The organism is Effusibacillus lacus, from assembly GCF_002335525.1.
GTDB classification, from domain to species: domain Bacteria; phylum Bacillota; class Bacilli; order Tumebacillales; family Effusibacillaceae; genus Effusibacillus; species Effusibacillus lacus.
In genome coordinates this window covers 482-18,971 of record NZ_BDUF01000112.1, presented here as the reverse complement: position 1 = coordinate 18,971, position 18,490 = coordinate 482, and the positions used below count along the sequence as shown (strand labels likewise).

Genomic DNA, 18,490 nt, shown 5'->3' with positions numbered 1-18,490 from the left:
GAGCGGATGGCAAGTCAGAACTGGATGAATGAACTATGGAAAGAGTTGACAACCCCTCCGAGCTTTATGAACCGGGGCAGCGATCGGCCGGTTGCTCCCAAACCGCCCCAACAAACGCAGGCAAAAACGAAGGATTGGAAAGAGGATTTGGAGGAAACGGAAGAACCAGAACCATCGGTCAAAGACATAAACCTGATCCTGCGGGCAAACGGATTCCCCCCCAGAGTGGGGAACCAATACCCGTTTGTCGTGCAGGGGGCGGTGCCCTACGGTTCTGTTATGCGTCTTGACACATCAGTCGGTCCCGTGGCCCTCAAGCGCTCTCACGCAAGCCCGCAAAGGCTTCAATTCATGGGAAGAGCCCTGCAACATTTGGAAAAAAAAGGGTTTCTTCGCCATGCCCGTATTGTTCCCAATGTGGAAGGCGACCTGTTTACACCTTATCGCGACCATTTTTTCTATGTAACTCGTTGGGTGAAAGGGCAATCAACCGACCTGTCTTCGATGGTTCATGTAAGTGATGCCGCTTCGGCCATTGCCGAAATGCACCATTTATCCCGGGGGTTTCAAACATCAGGCTACAAACCGCACGGCGCATTTGATCTGGAGAAAGTCCTGAAGTCCCGTGTGAAAGAACTGGACTCCTTCCTGGTGAAAGCTCAGGGAAAACGGAGACCGGATGCCGTTGACCGGTTTGTGGTGAAGCAGCTTCCAACATATAAGAGACAAGCGCAACAAGCTTTGAAATTGCTGGCCGACCCCAAATGCCGCGAATTCCTGCAAGCTGACAGCGCCAATCCGGGCCTCTGCCATCTGGATATAACTCCCCAAAACCTGATCTACGCAGCCCGTGGCGGAATTCATTTGATCGACTTTGAAATGATATCCTATGGTCCACGGATGTTGGACATCGGGCATTTTGTCCGTCGTACCCTGCAGGCTAACAATTGGTCCCGGGAGCCGGCCATTCTTACGTTGGTGCAGGTCAACCGCGTGGAACCGCTGCGGTTTGCGGAATACCGCATTCTGCAGACGCTGCTCACTTTCCCGCACTCTGCATGGAGAAGCATCCGAAATCACTATAGAAACCCGACGCCATACACTCTTGCCAGGCTGGAGCAACTGCAGGAACAGGAAACGGATCGGCAGGCATTTCTTGATGATTTTGCGGCACAGGTGGAGAGATACAAGGGGAAGTGAACGTTGAGCGGGTCCGCAGACCCGCTATTTCGTGTTGGTCGGGAAGGATTGAGGAACGGCACCTTCCAAACGCAAGAGAACAGATTTAATGTCCGTTCGGGTCCCGGCATAGCCGACAAGGTTCCCGCTGGCACCAATTACCCTGTGACAAGGGATCAGAATGGGCAGCGGATTGGCCCGGTTGGCCTGCCCCACCGCACGAGGGGCTTTCGGTTTGCCGACAGCCGACGCAATCTCTTTATAGCTCCGGACTTCGCCGTAAGGAATGGATTGCAGCTGTTGCCATACCCGTTTCCGAAACTCGGTTCCTTCCACTGCCAAAGGAAGGTCGAACTGGCGGCGATCCCCGTTAAAATACTCCTGCAATTGCCGGATTGCTTCCTTGCAGAGTTCCGAATCCTGCGGGATGCTGCCCAGTTCTTCTTTGTATTCCTCCCATTCTTCTTCCGTCACGGCTACTTTCCGGACGCCTCGTTCATCCACCACCACATGGATCGGCCCAATGGGGGACAGAAGTACGTCAAAGCCAATTGTTCCATGAATTGCATGCTTCACAAGATATTCCCTCCCGATACATGGTCTCCATTAACCCAACGCATCTCATGCCGCACCTGTCTGTCTGTCTCACTCGAGAGCGCTTTTTCCACCGAGCGGCGTGCCTCTTCCCCGCCGATTTTTCCCAAAGCCCATGCGGCAGTTCCCCGGATCTCGGGCCGTTCATCCTTGAGTAATTCGATTAAAATGGGAGTCGCCCGTTTGTCTTTGATGTTCCCCAGAGCAATGATGGCATTGCGTTTCATGACAGTCAGCCCCCTCCAGGCGGCGGCTGTCTTGCCGAAGATTCGTTTGAATTCCCGGTTGCTCATCTTCAGCAGTTCCAGCAGATCCGGATAGGATAGATCCTGATCCGGCAGAAACCCTTCGTGTGTCCCCGCTTCCACTCCCTTGTTTGAGGGACAGACGATCTGGCAGGTATCGCATCCCCAGATGCGGGTTCCGAACCTGGTCCGGAATTCTTCCGGGACAAATCCTTTCATTTGGGTAATATAGGACAAGCATTTGCTGGAGTCGGTCGTGTAGGGATCCACCAGTGCCCCTGTCGGACAGGCGCGAATACAGAGGTCACAGTCCCCGCACAAAGAGGTTGGTGCGGGAGGACTGGGTTCAATGGCCACATCCGTTACAAGTTGCCCCAGAAAGACCCAGGAACCGTGTTTTTCAGTAATAATCGAGCAGTGCTTGCCAAACCAGCCGAGTCCTGCCCGGTTTGCCACTGACCGGTCCACCATCGGGCCGGTGTCAACGGAGGTATTGTATGCGATTGGGCGTCCAATCCGCTGTCCAATCTCGGCAGCAAGTGCGTTCAGTTTGTCCCGCAGCACATGATGGTAATCGAGACCCCAAGCATACTTGGACAGAGCGCCTCGAATTCCCTTGGGCCGTTTCAATTCGGCATGCTGCTCCGTATGGTAAGCCATGGCGATGGCCACGATTGACCTGGCTCCGGGCACCAACGCTTCCGGATCGATGCGTTCCTCAATCACCGGGTGCTCAAAGCCGGATTCATATCCTTTCTCTCGGTACATCTTAAGCGTTTCCACCACGTCATGGAATGGTTCCGCCGTTGTGGTTCCGATCATGTCGATTCCCAGTTTCTCCCGGATCTCTTCCATGTCCTGGCGGGTGAGTTCCCACTGAGCAGTCTGAATGGTTGTCGCTGGCATCCTCCCCCTCCTTTTTCAACACACACGCCTATTATACATCAGTTTCACAGCAACTTTTGATACACCCAGTGTCCCACAAACGTGACGATTCCGCCAAGCAGGTTGGCCCACCCGATGATTCGGGCCGCTTTTTGTTCTTTATGCATTTTCCTCAACCCGTACCCTTTTGCGTCAAACCGCAGGATTAAGAAACCTGTAACAATAAACAAAACTACGACGTAATTGATGTACCCAACTGGATTGCCTGTGAAACCGCCGTAAGTCATCTGCCGTTCCTCCTGTTATTTCGCTTTCATGCCAATTCTGCGAATGTTGATTTTTACATAAACATCGACAGGAATCTCCTTATATGCCTCTTGCCACTTGCTTTTTGTCTGAATCTGCTCATTCCAATACCGGGGCTGTTTCGCCCGGACATATTCCCCGAAACCGAAGATGTCGGCACGTTGCTCCTGTGTCTTTTGAATCAGATCTTCAAATCCCCTTTTTGCCCGTTTTGCGATTTCCTCCTGAATCTTTACAATCATTTCGGGGTTATCGACTGCAAAACGCTCATTGGATTTTTCCAGCAAATTTCCTTCCAGATGAACCTTCACAATGAAGTGTGGACGCCCGTTCTTCATATCGACGTATATTTTCGAAACACGATGGGTGGATTGAAACATGACAGTGCCTGGCAGACCGGGTACTGGTGCAACCACCGCATATCCCCCCGGATCGATACCCTTGACAGCCATATAAAAGCCAACCTCCAGAGGTTTCGTCACTCCGACCATTTTCTCCCCTCTGAAATAGGCCATACCGGAAATTTGAATGTTATCTTTTTGCTTGATTTCGATATAGGGGAGAAAGGGTTCTTGCCCTTTTTTCGAAAGGTTGCTCCAGAAGATACCCAGAAAGTCATTCGGGAATTTTCCCATCTTTACAGCCTGGTCGAGAATAGCCATCATGTACAAAGTTGGCACCCGTTCCAATTGGGGAACAACCGCCATTAATTTCGACGCCTTCCCTTTCGAGACAAGCATCCAGGCCATTCTTCTCACTTCCGGATCACGGCGCAAATAATCATTCAAGTTTTCAATACCTTTCCTGGCGATTGCTTCCGAGACAATGATAATCCGTAAATGACCAAAAAACAGGCGGTTGGAGACTTTCTGCTGCAAACTCATCATCGCATCTTCAAACGTATGCCCGACCGCATTCACCACCCAAACCGATTGCGTACGTTCTCCCCCGCCGCCTCCGCCTTCACCCGGCCCTAACGGAATCCGGCCCGGTACGGCGATCTGTGTGGTAATTCGTATCACCTCTTTCTCGGGTACAGGAAACTTTCCTTCAATATGTGAAATTTCATCCTCTTCCGCTTCAGTTTCCGGGCCAGCCTCATCAACTGCAATGCCCAAAACCGTGGCTCTTTCTTCGATCTCCAGCCGATCCCAACATCCGGTCAAAAAGGGAAGCGTAACAAGCAGGACACAAAGCCATTGAACACGCCTACCCCACTTGGTTGCCTGCACGCCGGTTCCCCCTTATCTTGCGAATCGATGCCACGACCAGCAATATAGACGGATAAGCGATTGTAATCCAGAGACCCATTCGGCTCATAATATCAATGACTTCGTACAAATTCACCACGTTTTGCGGCAGCATGGCGATCACATAGACAAACGGAAAAACAAAGAGCGAAAACATCCTGTGGTCGCGTAATCGGAAGAGTTCGCTTATGGCATGCACCGTCAGAAAATAACATGAAAAAAGAGTGGTAAACACCGCGGTAACCCAAACAGCGAGAAATGCCGCGTCCAAACGTTCCAGGATTTCTCCCGGGATTGAAGTCGTTTTGGCCAGTTCCAGTGTCGGCCACAACAGAAGTTTGATCTCATCCACACCGAATACGGCAAGGCTTGCCACCACGGCCGCCAGATAAAGCCCTCCGGCAACCAGCATCCCCCAAATACTGGCCTTCATCGCCTTCTTCGGCTGACGCATCTGAGGAATCACGATCGTATGGATGAAGGAACCCTGGAACAATGCAGACACCGTTAAAATCCCTGTCCACGTCCGGCTCCAATCATAAGGCAAAATCGGCTGCAGATTGAGCAGGTTGGCGTTTTTCATCGAGAACACAATGATCAGAATTACAGGAGCCAGGATCAATGGAAGATAAAACAAATGAATGTAAGCAAATACGTTGATGTCATTGCGAGTTGAGACAACAGCCAGGAACAGCATCACCATGACGGTTACTTCAAGCGGAGTCCGTCTCAAAACGGATGTAATCACCACTTCCCCGAATTCGCGGGAGGCAAGAGCAGTCAAGACGGCAAAAAACAGAATAACCAATACACTGCCCGTACGGCCCGCCCATTTTCCCAAAACGTCCTCACTGTAGCGAATGATCGATTGGTTCGGGAAACGCATGCCAAGTACCGTGATCAACCACAATCCGACAAATGCCAGAAGAATGCCCAATAATGTGACAAACGGCCCGGCCGTATCCGCCGTTTCAACAGGAAAGCGGGGAAGCGGCAGCAGCCCTACCCCGATGATCGTGCTAATCAGAATCGCCGTTGCTTGCATCACTGTGATCTCGCGAGGAAACTCCATCTGCTGAATCCCACCTTTGGTTTCCGACTTGAACAGGATCAAGCGTATTGCTTGGCGGTTGCTTGATGGCTTCAACCGTATTGCCCAAGCGGGTTGGGTCTCCGGTGTGAAGCTGTGCGGGCCGACGAGGCATCCACCACAGCGGCGCTCGAATTAACGAGTCCTTAATCCCTTGCCAGTTCCCCGGAACAACCGGACTGATGTAGGGAACACCGAATGACTTAAGAGACAGCATGTGATTGATAATCAGGATCAAGCCAACCATCACCCCGTATAAACCGAAGGTTCCCGCAAGTATGGTCAGCGGGAAGCGCAACATCCGCAAAGCGGTTGCAGCATTGTAAGCCGGTGTCGCAAATGAACCGATCGTCGCCAGAGCAATTACCACAACGGTGATCGGACTGGCAAATCCGGCGGACACGGCCGCCTCTCCCACAACAAGTACGCCGACAATCGACAAGGCGCCTCCGACGAGTTGGGGCAAACGCAGTGTTGCTTCCCGCAGCACTTCCATCGAGATTTCGATGATTAAGACTTCGATCAGGGCCGGAAAAGGAACACCTGCCCTTCCGCCCGCAACTGCAACGGCGAACTCAGTGGGCAGCAACTCCGGATTAAATGAAATCACCGATACATAAATCGACGGAACGATTAAAGAAAAAAGCAAAGCCACGAGCCGCACAAATCGAATCAGGCTTGCAATAAGAAATCTTTCCGAGTAATCGTCCATTGTCTGATAAAACTGGCTGAATACGGAGGGCACGATTAAAGCAAAAGGGGAGCCATCAATAAGAATCGCCACTCTTCCTTCCAACATGGAGGCTACGGCTTTATCGGGGCGTTCCGTATTCTGCACTTGCGGAAACGGGGACATATTATGATCTTCGATTAACTGTTCAAGGTAACCGACATCCAGCACGCCGTCAATGTCAATCGCGGAAAGACGGTCCATTACTTCGCGGACGAGTGCGGGGTTCGCAATCCCCTCGATATAACAGACGGCCGCTTTCGATTTCGTGATTCTACCAATCTGCATTGTCTTGACACGAAAGTTTGGAGTGGGTAAACGGTAGCGCAGTAATGTGAGATTTGTCCCCAGTGGCTCAATGAACCCTTCCCGGGAACCCCGAATCACCTGCTCAGTTGCTGGCTGATCAATGGATCGCTTATCCACATTTCGTGTATCGATTAATAAAGCTTCGTTTAACCCTTGCACTAGAACCGCGGTTTCCCCACGCAGGATACCTTCCACAATCTTGGAAAGGTCGGTTTCCATCTTGCCTCTGCTGTGGTAAAGGGTCTCCTTCAACAAAACGTCTTTTAATTGCCCGCTCTGCATGGTCTTGCCTTCCAGGTGAGAAGGGACATACATTAAGGGTTTCAGGATATCTTCATTTACGGTTTTTGGATCGATGTAGTTCTCGAAATATAACATTCCAGCCTCAAATTGACCGAATACATGAAAAGGGCGGATCACAAAATCATCATTTTCGCCCAACAATTTTTTGACGAGAGCAATTGTATCTTCCAGACGACCGTTGATCGGTTGCTCATATGAATCCAAAGCATTGCCGGGAATCCGAGAAACCGCGTCCCTTTCCTTGGTCGTTTTTGATTTCTGGGGGTATTTCAACCGGCTCCATTTCAACATCCGTCATCGCCTCATTGTCGTCTTTTTTGGCAGAGACTCTAAAGAAAACTCATGTCGATAGAACAAAATTTTTTATATTCCTATCGACCAAGATCTGCGTCGAAAGGTTGATTCTTCCATATCATGTACACATTACAATAAGAACATGCGCCTCTCCCCTTGCCGGTTCGACCATTCGAAAGATCATGAATGAACAATTTGCCAGCCGAGAAAAAAAGAAGGCCGGAACGACCTCCTGTTTCCTTCGTCTTTTTCATTTCGGAGAGGCAGCCCGGGCCAATTCGTCACAACGCTCATTCCAGTAATCTCCCGCGTGTCCTTTCACCTTGATCCACTCCACCTCATGGAGCCGGCAAAGACGCAGCAATTCCTGCCAGAGTTCCTTGTTGGCAACGAGTTCTTTTTTCGAGTTGACCCAACCGTTTCGTTCCCACCCTATGTACCACTTGTCTTTAAAACAGTTAATCATATACGCGGAGTCGCTGTACAATTTTACCTTGCAGGGTTCTTTCAAAAGTTTCAAAGCTTCAATGGCGGCGGTCAGTTCCATCTTATTGTTGGTGGTAACCTTCTCGCCGCCCGATATTTCTTTGGTCACATCCCCGTAGATCAAGACGGCTCCCCAACCACCAGGCCCCGGATTGCCCGAACAGGCGCCGTCTGTGTAAATCGTGACTTCTTTCATATTCTAACTCCTCTCCGTACACTATCCACATTACATTATAACCGAATACCCGATTTACAAGTTATTCCTGAGGACAACCCATACGGTCAGCCCGAATGCAATGGTTGCAATTGCGTAAGCAGCATACGCTCCGGACTTGATTTGCCGGCCTGCCATCCAGCGTCCGAAATTGATCGTATAGATGACAATTCCAACAGGGATCAGCAATTGCAGTATAATACCGAACCACTGCATCGTTTCTCCTCCTATCTTGGTTCAATCGGCGCCAATTGAATTCCTGTGCGGCGTAATTGCACGTCCACATCCACATTTACCACCGCATTCCGCAGCTTCTCGCGGTAATCGAAAGCCCGCAATGCCGCATAATCGGCAAATTGCCCGCGAGCCCGTTTGAAAATCCCGAACGGATCGGTCTGGTATTCGTGAAACATCCTTTTGATCAAAGCTTCCTGCCTTTTTTGCAGCCTGTCACTAATTGAATTCTCCAGCAGGTTCATTTTTTCCGGGTTTGTATAATCTGTCCCTCCCTGCACTCCTAACAGATCTCCCTCCAGACGCTGACGAAGATGGATACGGACAGGATTGGAACGCAGGTCTACATTTATCACAGGAGAACGGGCATGTTTCAATTCCACCCCGATAAACTTGCCCTTTTCCACCGGGTCGGGGAAATCCATTTGTGTACGCATGAGCTCCCCGCGAATACTCAACAGCATTCGGGTATCAATCCCGTCAAGATAGGCGACTAACCGATCATCCCTGAAAACGGCGGTTCCGATAAACTCAGCCGGGTTCCCTCCCATCCGCACCACTTTCCCCGGTTCAAACGACAGGTTCGATTCTTCCATTCCGGCCGTTTCGCCGTCAGACGATTTGCCCGATTGTTGTTTGACCTTTTGATTCACCGCAATCACCGGGGCAATCGGGTCTTCGTGCAGCGCTTCGAGGGAGACGAGGAAGTCATGCAGCTTCTTGCTTGCAGACAACCCTGTATGCATGCCGACATCTGTCAGGGATTCGGTGAACCGGGTAATGGACTGTTCCAGAATCGGTTTGTTTTGTTCATAAGCCTCCCTTACATTCCCCGGAATAATAAACACCACCACAGTGCGCCGAAATTCCCTATACCGTGTCAACGGTCTCAAATATTCCACCACTCCTTCCTTTGCAAGTGATTCGCCAATCGCAATATTGGCCAAGTGAAGCAGAGAGATTCTTCTTTCCACGGTCGAGTTGAATAAGTTTAACGCTTCCGGGATCGAGTGAGCCCTGACAGTAATCGGCTTGGCGCCGCCGACCGCTTCTTCCTTCCCATCCCCGCCTCCGCCCCCTCCTCCCGGCACTCCGGCCAGCTTGCGGGGCACGGCGATTCTGGCGGTTACATCAATTGTATTGTCCGGTCCCTTATCAAGCCCCAGAGATACGACAAATGCCATCCCCTCAAGTTCGATACGATCGTAACATCCCTCCACGGGCAGGATCAGAATCAAGGTCAGCGCAGCACTAAGAAGTTTGCGAAGCTTCATGATTCCCAGTCCCCTCCTTTCGATTGCGGAAACGCACCCAGAGAAGCAGGACAAGCGGCAGCCCGACGACTACGGTCCATCCCCAGTGCAGGCGAAAGAAATTATTTGCCTCCAGGGCCTCCGGAAAACTCTTGGGAAAAAAGGCCAGAGAATACATGACCAATCCCATTGGAAAAACGAGCGGCCTGTTAACCGGCATCCGGAAGGCTGCTGCGATCAAATAAGTGCTGATCCATAAGCTGACAGCGATCTTGATCAATGCGACGGCGATCCAGAAAAAGGCGAAGGCCGCCTCCAGGCGTTGGAGAAAACGTCCAATATAAATTAACCGTGCGAGTTGATATAACGGGATAGCTGTCTTGGACGAAGTTTCCGTTGGAAATGCCATGATAAAAACCAGTGTGACGATGGAATAGATGAATCCAACCGCCACAATGCTCCAAAATCCGATTTTCATTGAGTCCTTCGGGTTGCGGAGCAAAGGTGACAGAAAGACGAGAATCAGGACATTCAGGAACACACCTGTAACGATCCCCCCGCTGAACAACAGCCCGGGGATACCGGTTCCCCACAACGGCAGGATATACTCCGGATTCATCCAGTTAGTGTTCAACAGCAGCAACACAGTGAGCCCGATCAAAAACCAGGGGGTTACAAACCAAGCCACCCGGGATAATCCTTCAACGCCCGAATACGCAAAATACACGATTACAAGCAGCAAAGGAACAGCGATAAACGAAATCGGTGACCTGGGAAGAAGGGTTGTGATAACCGTCTCCACAAACACCCGCATTGTGGTTGCCATATCCAACATCAGGAGAATGACTACAATAACGGACACGATCCCGACAGCCCACCTGCCGCTACGCCCCCGTATGAGGGAAAGCAAATTCCCGTCTCCCCTCTTGGATAACACGGGACCGATCACCGCCCATATCCCCAGACAGATCCCCATTGAAATCAGAGGAATCATCCAACCGGCGGGACCGCCCATAAGAACCAATTGCTGCGGATAATTAAGAAAAATGTCAGCCACTGCTGCCAAAACCGCCAGAGAAAACAGCTCAAACCGTCCCAGATGTCCCGTCTTAATCAAGCTGTTCACCGCCTCGATCCGATTGTGAGCCGACAGTTTTATTCTGACGTTGGGCTTGCGCCTCTTGTGAGTCGTGTGTGGTCGGGTCCCACGGCCGGGTAAAATGGTGCTGTCTCTTTGTGTCCTGAGGACGAAGCGAACGAGGCCGCTTTTCCTGCATATAAACCGGTCCTCGCAAGATGATGTCCGGCGATGAAGGTTTAAAAGGCGCTACAGGTGAAAGCATGGGGACTCCGAACGACTTCATGGTTGCCCAGTGCATGATCACAACCATGATCCCGAGCGTTATGCCGTAAAACCCCCAAACGGCCGCGATAAAAATGAAAAGAAAGCGCAATGTGCGAATCGCGAACGAAAAATTATAGTTGGGCAGTGTGAAGGCGGCTAATGCGGTAACTGCAACAACGATCACCAGCAAGGGAGAAATAATCCCTGCCTGCACCGCAGCCTGTCCCAAAATCAATGCCCCGACGATTCCAATGGTAGGCCCGATAACATTCGGAATTCGGATTCCCGCTTCCCGAATCAATTCAAGTGACAGTTCCATCAAGAGAACCTCCAATACCACCGGAAAAGGAACCCGTTCCCTGGCAGCCGCAATCGCCAGCATCAAATCCGTGGGGATCATCTCCGGATGAAAATTGGTCACGGCAATGTAAAAAGCGGGAAGCAAAAGCGCCATCAAGAAGGATGCAAAACGGATAATCCGGATGAATGAGCCAAACGGAAATCGAAGAAACGCGTCTTCTGCGGTATGCAGCAACGACCAGATCACAGTTGGCAAAATCAGCACGTACGGACTTTGGCCGACAAAGACAGCAACAAACCCTTCCGACAGTGAAGCGGCCACCCTGTCAGGCCGCTCGGTGGCCATCATCTTAGGTATTAACGCATTCGGCGGATCCTCGATAAATTGCTCCAATGTCCCGCTGTCCTGCAAAAAATCAACCTTGATCGCTTTGATGCGCCTTTTTACTTCTTGCACGAGTTTCGGATTGACAATCCCCTCCAAATACATAACTGCTACATCAGTGGGTGCCAATTCCCCCACCTGCATCATTTCGGTGATCAATTTTTCGGTACGAAGCCGGGCCCGAACCAATCCCGTATTGGCACGCAAATTTTCGGTAAACGCATCATGCGGACCGCGTACGACTGTCTCGGTCTTGGTCTCTCCTACGCCGCGTTGTTCCCACCCCTTGGTCTCAACAATCAAAACTTTATCCTCATTCTCAATAAAGACAGCTGTGGATCCGCCCAATATACCGGCCAACACGTCTTTCCATTTGTCGCGCTCGACAATCTGATTGCCTGGCAGGAGACGCTCCTTCACCCTCTGCAGAGGATCGTCCCCTTTTTTTTCCCGGGAGATGCCTGCCAACAGCATCAAGGGTTCCAGAACATGAGTATTGATCGTCTTCTTGTCCGAAATACCTTCCATGAATACGGCAAACGCATTGATCACCGGCTGGCTGTTTACGATAAATTCACGTATGACCACATCTTTGTTCTTGGGCAGGCAGAAGAATTGTTCCACCAGCTTCTTGTTTTCTTCCAGTGATCTCAGAACATGTTCCGGTCTCGAGTCTTTAGTGCCGGACTCTTTATTGCCGGAGTCTCTTTTGCCGGATTCCTCGCCGTTTTGCTTGTTTTGTTGGCCATGGTCTTTTTTTAGATCTTCCAGCTTCCTGGGCTTTTTGGTTCGTATTTTTGCCGGGTGTTCAGATTCAACAGGAGTGTCCTCATCGTCTTCTTCGCCCGGGGGAAGCAGGGAGAACTCCTCATCCATTATCGAATCGTCCACTGTAAGCAGACGCTTGAATTTTGACCAGACTGACATGATGTTCCTCCTGCAGCGATTTGTCCTTTAGATTTCCCTCACTCTGGTTTGTCATACATATTTTGGCTGGTGAACGTCCACGCTAAGCATATGATCAACGACGGCGACCAGCCGGCCTGCATGGAAAGGAGATCGTTATGCGCCCCCGTACCTACTTGCTTACAATGGTTCTTGCCCTTACGCTTTCGGCCACCTTGGCAGCCTGCAAAATGCAGGGTTACCAGAACAGGCACTCCGGTGATCTCAAGGAAGCCGATCCTCCTGAGATGATATCGGAAGGAATCAAGGCAGATTACCGGATTGCCGAAGAATTGAACAAAATTCCCGGTGTGCAGGGGGCGGCCGTACTCATCCATAATGGAGAGGCATACGTAGGAGCTTACATTATCGGTGACGAGAAAAACCCGGACGCCTATATGAAAAAACCGTTCGGATCCTACTATGGAAATCAGAATCCCTGGGCAAGCGGCAATCCTCAAAACGGGACCACCCGTTCCCCCTTTTCGGGAAAGGGAATTCCTCCATCCAATTCCCAAGGAGCCGCTCCATCAGGCCCACAGGGTCCGAACCCGGCCAATCCGCAGGGAGTCCCCCAAACCAATGCGCAGGGTGCCCCGCAAACGGATTTTAACGGAGTCGACCAGTTTGGACAAAATACCAACAACGACCCTGAGAATCGACAGGGGGATCAAGGAACGGCCTCCGATCCGGACCGGGCAGGCACCGCCACCGGCAATATCGATGGAAATCTGCTGAAGAAAATCCAGGACAAGGTCAAATCGATGGCACCCGATGTGAAGACCGTGCACTTCACCAACCGGGTCGATCAGGTCGGCCAACTGCAGGGATACGCCCGCTACATTCAGGACGGAGGCTCGATGGACCGGTTTGCCCAAGATTTTGACCAGACAATGAAACGAATCTGGCCGGATGCGAAGCCGTAAATAGCGCCTCACGAGTACACATTCTTGCGACAGGAATGCCTGCGGGAACAGTCAGCGGGCATTTTCCTGTTGGTGAAACACTTTCAGGGGCATTCGCACATATGGTGTTCTAGCGAGAAAGGAGGAACCCATATGCATCCACCCAGTTTCAGGGAAACCGCCCTGTTTGAACACCGGTTTTGGCTGCAGATCTTGGGCGACCATGCCCGCTTTATCCTCACATCACTGTCTCCCAGGGAAACAAAAGAAATCGAAAGGGCAAACAAATTCATTCGTGAATACGACAAATACCTGGAACAAGTCCGGCGCACTCCGACCGACTCCGAGATCAAAGCCCTCGGTCAGCAGGCGCTTCAACTTACGGAAGATCTTCGGGAATTCAAGCTGCATCTGCTGCGACGCCATCTGGCAGGAGAAGTTGAAATCGGATTGCCGCCCACTTTTTTTAATCACATGCTGAATGAACTGGCTGAGTATATCACCCTCCTCACCTATCTGACCGATGGAAAAACGCCGCCCCCCATGCACCCTGTCCATCACCATCTGCTGTGGCTGCTTGATGCTGCAGGACACGCTGCTACCATCAATGACTCTGTCGATCCGGTCGAGAAACGAATAAAAGAAAAAAGCCATGAATTTACCAGGCACTTTGAGGAGTATTATCTGAAGGCGGTGGAGATGGCAGGTTATTTGCGAACCCATCTCGACCGGTTCCCCGCCCTGTCCCGATTCAATCGGGAAACCGAGTTGGAGATGAAGCTGTTTACGGAATTTCTGAAGGAACTGGAGGAACTGGAACTGAACGATTCACTGCTTGGCGCATTGTCACCGTTGATCACCGATCATATGTTCCGCGAGGAATGTTACTACCTGACCAAATTGGCCCAGGTGTCGGAAGTAAGCCCACCCGGTTGCGACCCGACAAAACCCCGCACCGAAGAACCAAAAAAGTGACACTCCCATGCCGGGCACGCAGCACGATAAATTAAGGCCGCAGTCAGCAATAAATGCTTGACTGTGGCTCGCTTTGTAGTCATTCTTGCTCTAATACATAGACCAGTTCATCCTGAATCAGTTATTTGCCATCAGCACTGAGCTGCTTTTTTTCCATGCAAAAAAGGCTGTACCCCTCAGACAGATGGATCTGCTGTTAGGACAGCCCTCTCCTTTTCTATTTCTTCAAAGGGAGCACCACCTTAAAAGTTGTCCCCCTTCCTTCCCACCGTTACTCTTCGTAATTCCAACTCGCTTAAGCAAAATCCCAATACGAGTTTTTGCATTTAACTCAAGTTTGACGGCAAACTACTACCTGTGGATAACTGAGTACCATAAGCACAAGGATTATCCACATTTTTTGTTTTTTGTAGCTGTTTCGTAATGTCATAACGAACATTACCTTCTTCTTGCATCCGACTCTTTCCTGTTGGGAAAGTTTTCTTCTTCTACATAACTTCCCGTCAAATGGAGAGTTCCATGGATACCAACAATACTTTTTTTGTTTACTTTATTGCTGTAAAGCTGACTCCAAAAGGTAGGATTGTTATCAATATCCGGAAAGTCCGAAAGAAAGGCTATATCCTGATCATTTGGGAACAAAGTATCGAATAAATTATCATCAACCTCATAAACATCAAACGTACTATTTACAGCACCGTCAATCACTTGAATATTTTTCATCAATTACCTCTCCCAAGCTAATCTACGTAAACATTTTTATGTTTTTTGTATTTGGATTTCTTTAATTGTACATCAAATTGAAGCCCGCCGTGCGATTCGCTTGGTTTAGCTGGAATCCAAATGTCTCCATTTTTGTCCTCCCATCCGTATCTGCCTTTGTATTTTCCTTCAGGCACTTTAACCATTTCTCCGTTGAATTTTTTTCCGGGTTCAAATCCTGCTTTTTTTGCATCTTCCAAATTCAATGGACGCCATTCAGTATTCTTACGATCTTTATTACCTGAGCCACTAACCCCAGAACCCTCAGATTTCTTTATAAATTGAGCTGCATCGTTGACAAGGTTACTTGCCGATTTATAAGTCACCCCAGCGCCATAAGCTGTAGCAGCCGCGCTGGCTGGAGCAGCGACGGCACCCGCACCAGACCCAACGGATACAACAGTACCAGTTGCTCCTGCTGCTGTTAGACGTGCACCATTGACAGTCGATTGCACATCTCCCGCAATTTTCCCCAACTGATAAGCAGTGCTTCTGGAGGCTGCCCGGTCATTGTGTATAGCACTGACAACTCCCAAAGAATAGTTATTCGCTGTTGAGTAGGTGTAACCCTCTGAAAAGTCTTTAACGTTTTGAATTACTGCTGCAGCCTTTTCTTTGCCAATTTTTTTTATAGCGTCAACCAGGGATGTTTCAGCAGAAATGGTGCCACCCATTCCTCTTAAGTTATTTGCCACCTGGGCAGCAGCCTCCATTCCTGCTCTGTCACCACGCAGCCTTGCATATTCATATTTTAGCTTTTGTTCGACAATCCCTTTGTTCAAATCTTCAACCGAACGCCTGCTGATTTCAACTTTAATGCCTTCATAGGATTTCTTCATGGCTTTGGTTGTAGCCGTATCTTCGTTGGCCCCCAGTGTGGCCCCGGCTTTCCGAAGTTCGTTTGCTTCGCGGTGGGCACGTTCCATGGCTGTATAGTCACCGCGTGCCTGTGCATTCATGTACTCGATTTTTCTTCGCTCAACCGCTTTGTTCAATTCGTTTACATCGACAGACCCGGTGTTTCTGTCCACTCTGTAAACTTCGCCAGCAATCTCAACACGTTGGCCAGAGGGGCGGGAATAACTTGTTCTAGAACTGTTCGTATAGCGGACTGTGTGGAGACCCCATTGCTTATTGGGAAATTGCTTGTACACCTCGCCATTGCTGAATTCAACAATTCTTCCCATGATGTGCACCTCATTTCTGTTATATACTCGGATGGTAACAACAAATAATCGTTTTTAATAATCACCCTTTTTTTATCATTACTTTAATATATATTTATTGTGTTTCTTGTTGAATAAAATATTACCAAAACGCAAGCCGAAGTTTTGACGAATATTGTCGAATTAAAAATGAAATTTTTAGATTATTGTCATTTCGGGCCAAAACAGGCATTAAACCTAAAAAAGCCCCGGTAAGAATACAAAAAACACCCCTCAATGTTCCTTAGGAGTGCAGCGATTGATCGTCCGTGAGAAAAGGACTCGTATCAGAGAAATATCGGTCTTTTCGGGTACTTATTGTGATACCTTGGGAAGTGTTTTTTGAAAAAATCGTCCCATAGGCGAGGGGATGCAATCTTGTAACAAAGAAGGGAAATCCCTTGAATGACAAGAGACTTCCCCTTGAGAAAAACTTATAATTTCTTTCAAGGCAACTTGGAAGCCTCCACCTTGGGAAGTTCGCCTCCCAAGGACTTGAGGAAGGCCACCAGGTCGGCCTTCAGACTGACAAGGGCAATCCTTCCATTCTCATTCCCAACGCTTGTGTCAAAGCCTTGATTTCTTTCATCAGTGAATGGAACTGAGGGATGGTCAAAGACTGGGCGCCGTCGGACAATGCCTTTGCCGGATTCGGATGCATCTCGATCATCAGGCCGTCCGACCCGACCGCAATACCCGCTTTGCTCATGGACGGGACATATGCTGCTACTCCGGTTCCGTGACTGGGATCCACAATGACCGGCAAGTGGGACAAACGTCGAACCACCGGCACCGCATTCAGATCCAGTGTATTGCGGGTGGCGGTTTCAAATGTCCGGATGCCCCGTTCGCAGAGGATCACGTCCTTGTTCCCCCCGCTGAGCACGTACTCTGCCGCCATCAACCACTCTTCGATGGTGGCGGAAAGGCCTCTTTTTAACATGACCGGTTTCCGAATCTTGCCGAGTTCCCGCAGAAGAGGGAAGTTCTGCATATTGCGGGCGCCGATTTGGATAATGTCCGTGTAATGGGCAACCAACTCCAGATTCTCCAGGTCCATCAGTTCGGTAACAATCTTAAGTCCTGTCTTCTCTCGGGCTTCCGCCAGCAGTTTCAGTCCTTCCTCCCCCAAACCGTTGAATGCGTAAGGGGAAGTCCGGGGTTTAAACGCGCCGCCGCGAAGAATCTGTGCGCCCGCTTCCCTGACCGCACAGGCGCTTTCCATCAGCTGTTCCCGGCTTTCCACCGAGCAGGGGCCTGCCATGATCACCACATTACCGCCGCCGATTTGAACCCCGTCGACATCCACGATGGTCGGCTCCGGGTGGAAATCCCGGCTGGCCAGCTTGAAGGGATGTGTTACATGCACCACCGATTCCACACCTGAGTAACTTGTGAAAGGAAACCCCTCCACGTTCCGTTTATTGCCGATCAAACCGACAATTGTCCGCTCTTCGCCCCTCGATACATGCACCTGCATTCCCAGTTCTTCAATGGCCGATTTTAACGCCTCCAGATCCTGTTCGGTTGCCTCTTTGCTCATCACGATTACCATGATCCCCACTCCAGTCCAGGGCCCATCAAAGTGACAAGAAGCGTGCCATGTTGATGGGGACCCCATTTTTGATATAAAAAATAAACGTCCCTCCATAAAAATGAAGGGACGAACTTCACGAGTCCGCGGTACCACCCTGCTTGACCGCATCTGTACAGGCTGCCGTACGACCGACACCGCCCAGACTACGATCCACCTCTGCTCTGATAAGGGAAAGAGTCTCCCTGTCCGCTCCCGAAGTGTATTTCGGCTTGCAGTTCCCCCGGTTCGCACCATCCACCGGGTCTCTGGTGGGCAGGCATGCAAGTCTACTGGAGTTCGTTCCTTGCGGACATGCGCTTTCGTGCTTAGACGCTTTTAGGCGTTAAAGTTAAATGCAGTATAGCACCTGTTTTTCTGGTAAGTCAATACCGATTTTTTGAAAAACCAATCATTGCCAAAAGATGGGTCTACCGCTCCAAAAGCTTCCCGTTCTCATCGAGATGGAGAGGCGTCCGGCAGAACATGCAGGCATCCTCACGTCCAAGCACCTTTGTCATTTTCCCGCAATTGGGACACCGCACCTGGGGGATTCGCATGGAAATGGCGCCCATTCGAAAGTAAATTCCGATGCTGACGACAATCATCAGCAGCCCGATCACAAAGAACGCAGACAGCAGGGGTTTGACAAACACCCCCAGGTACATAATGAGGAAAGCGCCAAAGATGAGACCCAGCGCAAGATTGCGAAGACGAACAAGT

Annotated in this window: 18 protein-coding genes; 3 read left to right on the top strand and 15 right to left on the bottom strand. The window is 50.2% G+C overall.

Features of this window, described 5'->3' with window-relative positions; genetic code table 11:
* Window positions 1–1,200 (top strand): CotS family spore coat protein (locus EFBL_RS19325; protein WP_216640738.1); only part of this gene is annotated, 1,200 nt, incomplete at its 5' end.
* Window positions 1,201–1,224: 24 nt separating this feature from the next.
* On the opposite strand, the gene EFBL_RS19320 is transcribed toward EFBL_RS19325, so the two are convergent.
* The 11 genes from EFBL_RS19320 to EFBL_RS19270 form a co-directional block, all read right to left on the bottom strand.
* The gene (locus EFBL_RS19320; RefSeq protein WP_231705908.1) at window positions 1,225–1,755 is read right to left on the bottom strand and encodes a methylated-DNA--[protein]-cysteine S-methyltransferase; all 531 of its coding nucleotides are present in this window, start codon (window positions 1,753–1,755) and stop codon (window positions 1,225–1,227) included.
* Window positions 1,752–2,924 (bottom strand): tRNA epoxyqueuosine(34) reductase QueG, encoded by a 1,173-nt coding sequence (gene queG / locus EFBL_RS19315; protein ID WP_096184244.1) that lies wholly within the window; start codon window positions 2,922–2,924, stop codon window positions 1,752–1,754. The genes EFBL_RS19320 and queG overlap by 4 nt, the downstream gene beginning before the upstream one ends.
* Window positions 2,925–2,968: 44 nt before the next feature.
* Window positions 2,969–3,190 (bottom strand): CLC_0170 family protein, encoded by a 222-nt coding sequence (locus EFBL_RS19310; protein ID WP_096184242.1) that lies wholly within the window; start codon window positions 3,188–3,190, stop codon window positions 2,969–2,971.
* Between the two features lie 15 nt (window positions 3,191–3,205).
* Window positions 3,206–4,441, bottom strand: coding sequence for a Ger(x)C family spore germination protein (locus tag EFBL_RS19305; protein ID WP_096184240.1), 1,236 nt, complete (start codon window positions 4,439–4,441; stop codon window positions 3,206–3,208).
* The gene (locus EFBL_RS19300; protein ID WP_096184238.1) at window positions 4,419–5,531 is read right to left on the bottom strand and encodes a GerAB/ArcD/ProY family transporter; all 1,113 of its coding nucleotides are present in this window, start codon (window positions 5,529–5,531) and stop codon (window positions 4,419–4,421) included. Before EFBL_RS19300 ends, EFBL_RS19305 begins: the two co-directional genes overlap by 23 nt.
* Window positions 5,479–7,182 (bottom strand): spore germination protein, encoded by a 1,704-nt coding sequence (locus tag EFBL_RS19295; RefSeq protein ID WP_096184236.1) that lies wholly within the window; start codon window positions 7,180–7,182, stop codon window positions 5,479–5,481. The genes EFBL_RS19300 and EFBL_RS19295 overlap by 53 nt, the downstream gene beginning before the upstream one ends.
* Before the next feature lie 253 nt (window positions 7,183–7,435).
* Window positions 7,436–7,867, bottom strand: a complete 432-nt coding sequence (rnhA, locus tag EFBL_RS19290; protein ID WP_096184234.1) for a ribonuclease HI — start codon at window positions 7,865–7,867, stop codon at window positions 7,436–7,438.
* A gap of 54 nt (window positions 7,868–7,921) precedes the next feature.
* Window positions 7,922–8,101, bottom strand: coding sequence for a hypothetical protein (locus tag EFBL_RS19285; RefSeq protein ID WP_096184232.1), 180 nt, complete (start codon window positions 8,099–8,101; stop codon window positions 7,922–7,924).
* Between the two features lie 11 nt (window positions 8,102–8,112).
* Entirely contained in the window at window positions 8,113–9,393 is a 1,281-nt protein-coding gene (locus tag EFBL_RS19280; RefSeq protein WP_096184230.1) for a Ger(x)C family spore germination protein, read from the bottom strand.
* A complete protein-coding gene (locus EFBL_RS19275; RefSeq protein WP_231705907.1) occupies window positions 9,371–10,498 on the bottom strand; it encodes a GerAB/ArcD/ProY family transporter in 1,128 nt (375 codons plus the stop codon). The genes EFBL_RS19280 and EFBL_RS19275 overlap by 23 nt, the downstream gene beginning before the upstream one ends.
* Entirely contained in the window at window positions 10,482–12,329 is a 1,848-nt protein-coding gene (locus EFBL_RS19270) for a spore germination protein (RefSeq protein WP_096184227.1), read from the bottom strand. Before EFBL_RS19270 ends, EFBL_RS19275 begins: the two co-directional genes overlap by 17 nt.
* Before the next feature lie 137 nt (window positions 12,330–12,466).
* On the opposite strand from EFBL_RS19270, the gene EFBL_RS19265 reads away from it, so the two are divergent.
* Both EFBL_RS19265 and EFBL_RS19260 read left to right on the top strand, forming a co-directional pair.
* Window positions 12,467–13,273, top strand: coding sequence for a YhcN/YlaJ family sporulation lipoprotein (locus EFBL_RS19265; protein ID WP_096184225.1), 807 nt, complete (start codon window positions 12,467–12,469; stop codon window positions 13,271–13,273).
* A 132-nt stretch (window positions 13,274–13,405) separates the two neighbouring features.
* Window positions 13,406–14,227, top strand: a complete 822-nt coding sequence (locus EFBL_RS19260; RefSeq protein WP_096184223.1) for a DUF2935 domain-containing protein — start codon at window positions 13,406–13,408, stop codon at window positions 14,225–14,227.
* 438 nt (window positions 14,228–14,665) lie between these two features.
* On the opposite strand, the gene EFBL_RS19255 is transcribed toward EFBL_RS19260, so the two are convergent.
* The 4 genes from EFBL_RS19255 to EFBL_RS19240 form a co-directional block, all read right to left on the bottom strand.
* On the bottom strand, window positions 14,666–14,950 hold the full coding sequence (locus EFBL_RS19255; protein ID WP_096184221.1) for a DUF8220 family protein: 285 nt from the start codon (window positions 14,948–14,950) through the stop codon (window positions 14,666–14,668).
* A gap of 17 nt (window positions 14,951–14,967) precedes the next feature.
* Complete coding sequence (locus EFBL_RS19250) at window positions 14,968–16,176, bottom strand: polymorphic toxin type 37 domain-containing protein (protein WP_096184219.1); 1,209 nt, start codon at window positions 16,174–16,176, stop codon at window positions 14,968–14,970.
* Window positions 16,177–16,714: 538 nt separating this feature from the next.
* On the bottom strand, window positions 16,715–17,749 hold the full coding sequence (gene aroF, locus EFBL_RS19245; protein ID WP_096184218.1) for a 3-deoxy-7-phosphoheptulonate synthase: 1,035 nt from the start codon (window positions 17,747–17,749) through the stop codon (window positions 16,715–16,717).
* 449 nt (window positions 17,750–18,198) lie between these two features.
* Window positions 18,199–18,490, bottom strand: a 292-nt coding sequence (locus EFBL_RS19240; protein ID WP_096184362.1) for a DUF2614 family zinc ribbon-containing protein, incomplete at its 5' end; no start/stop codon positions are given.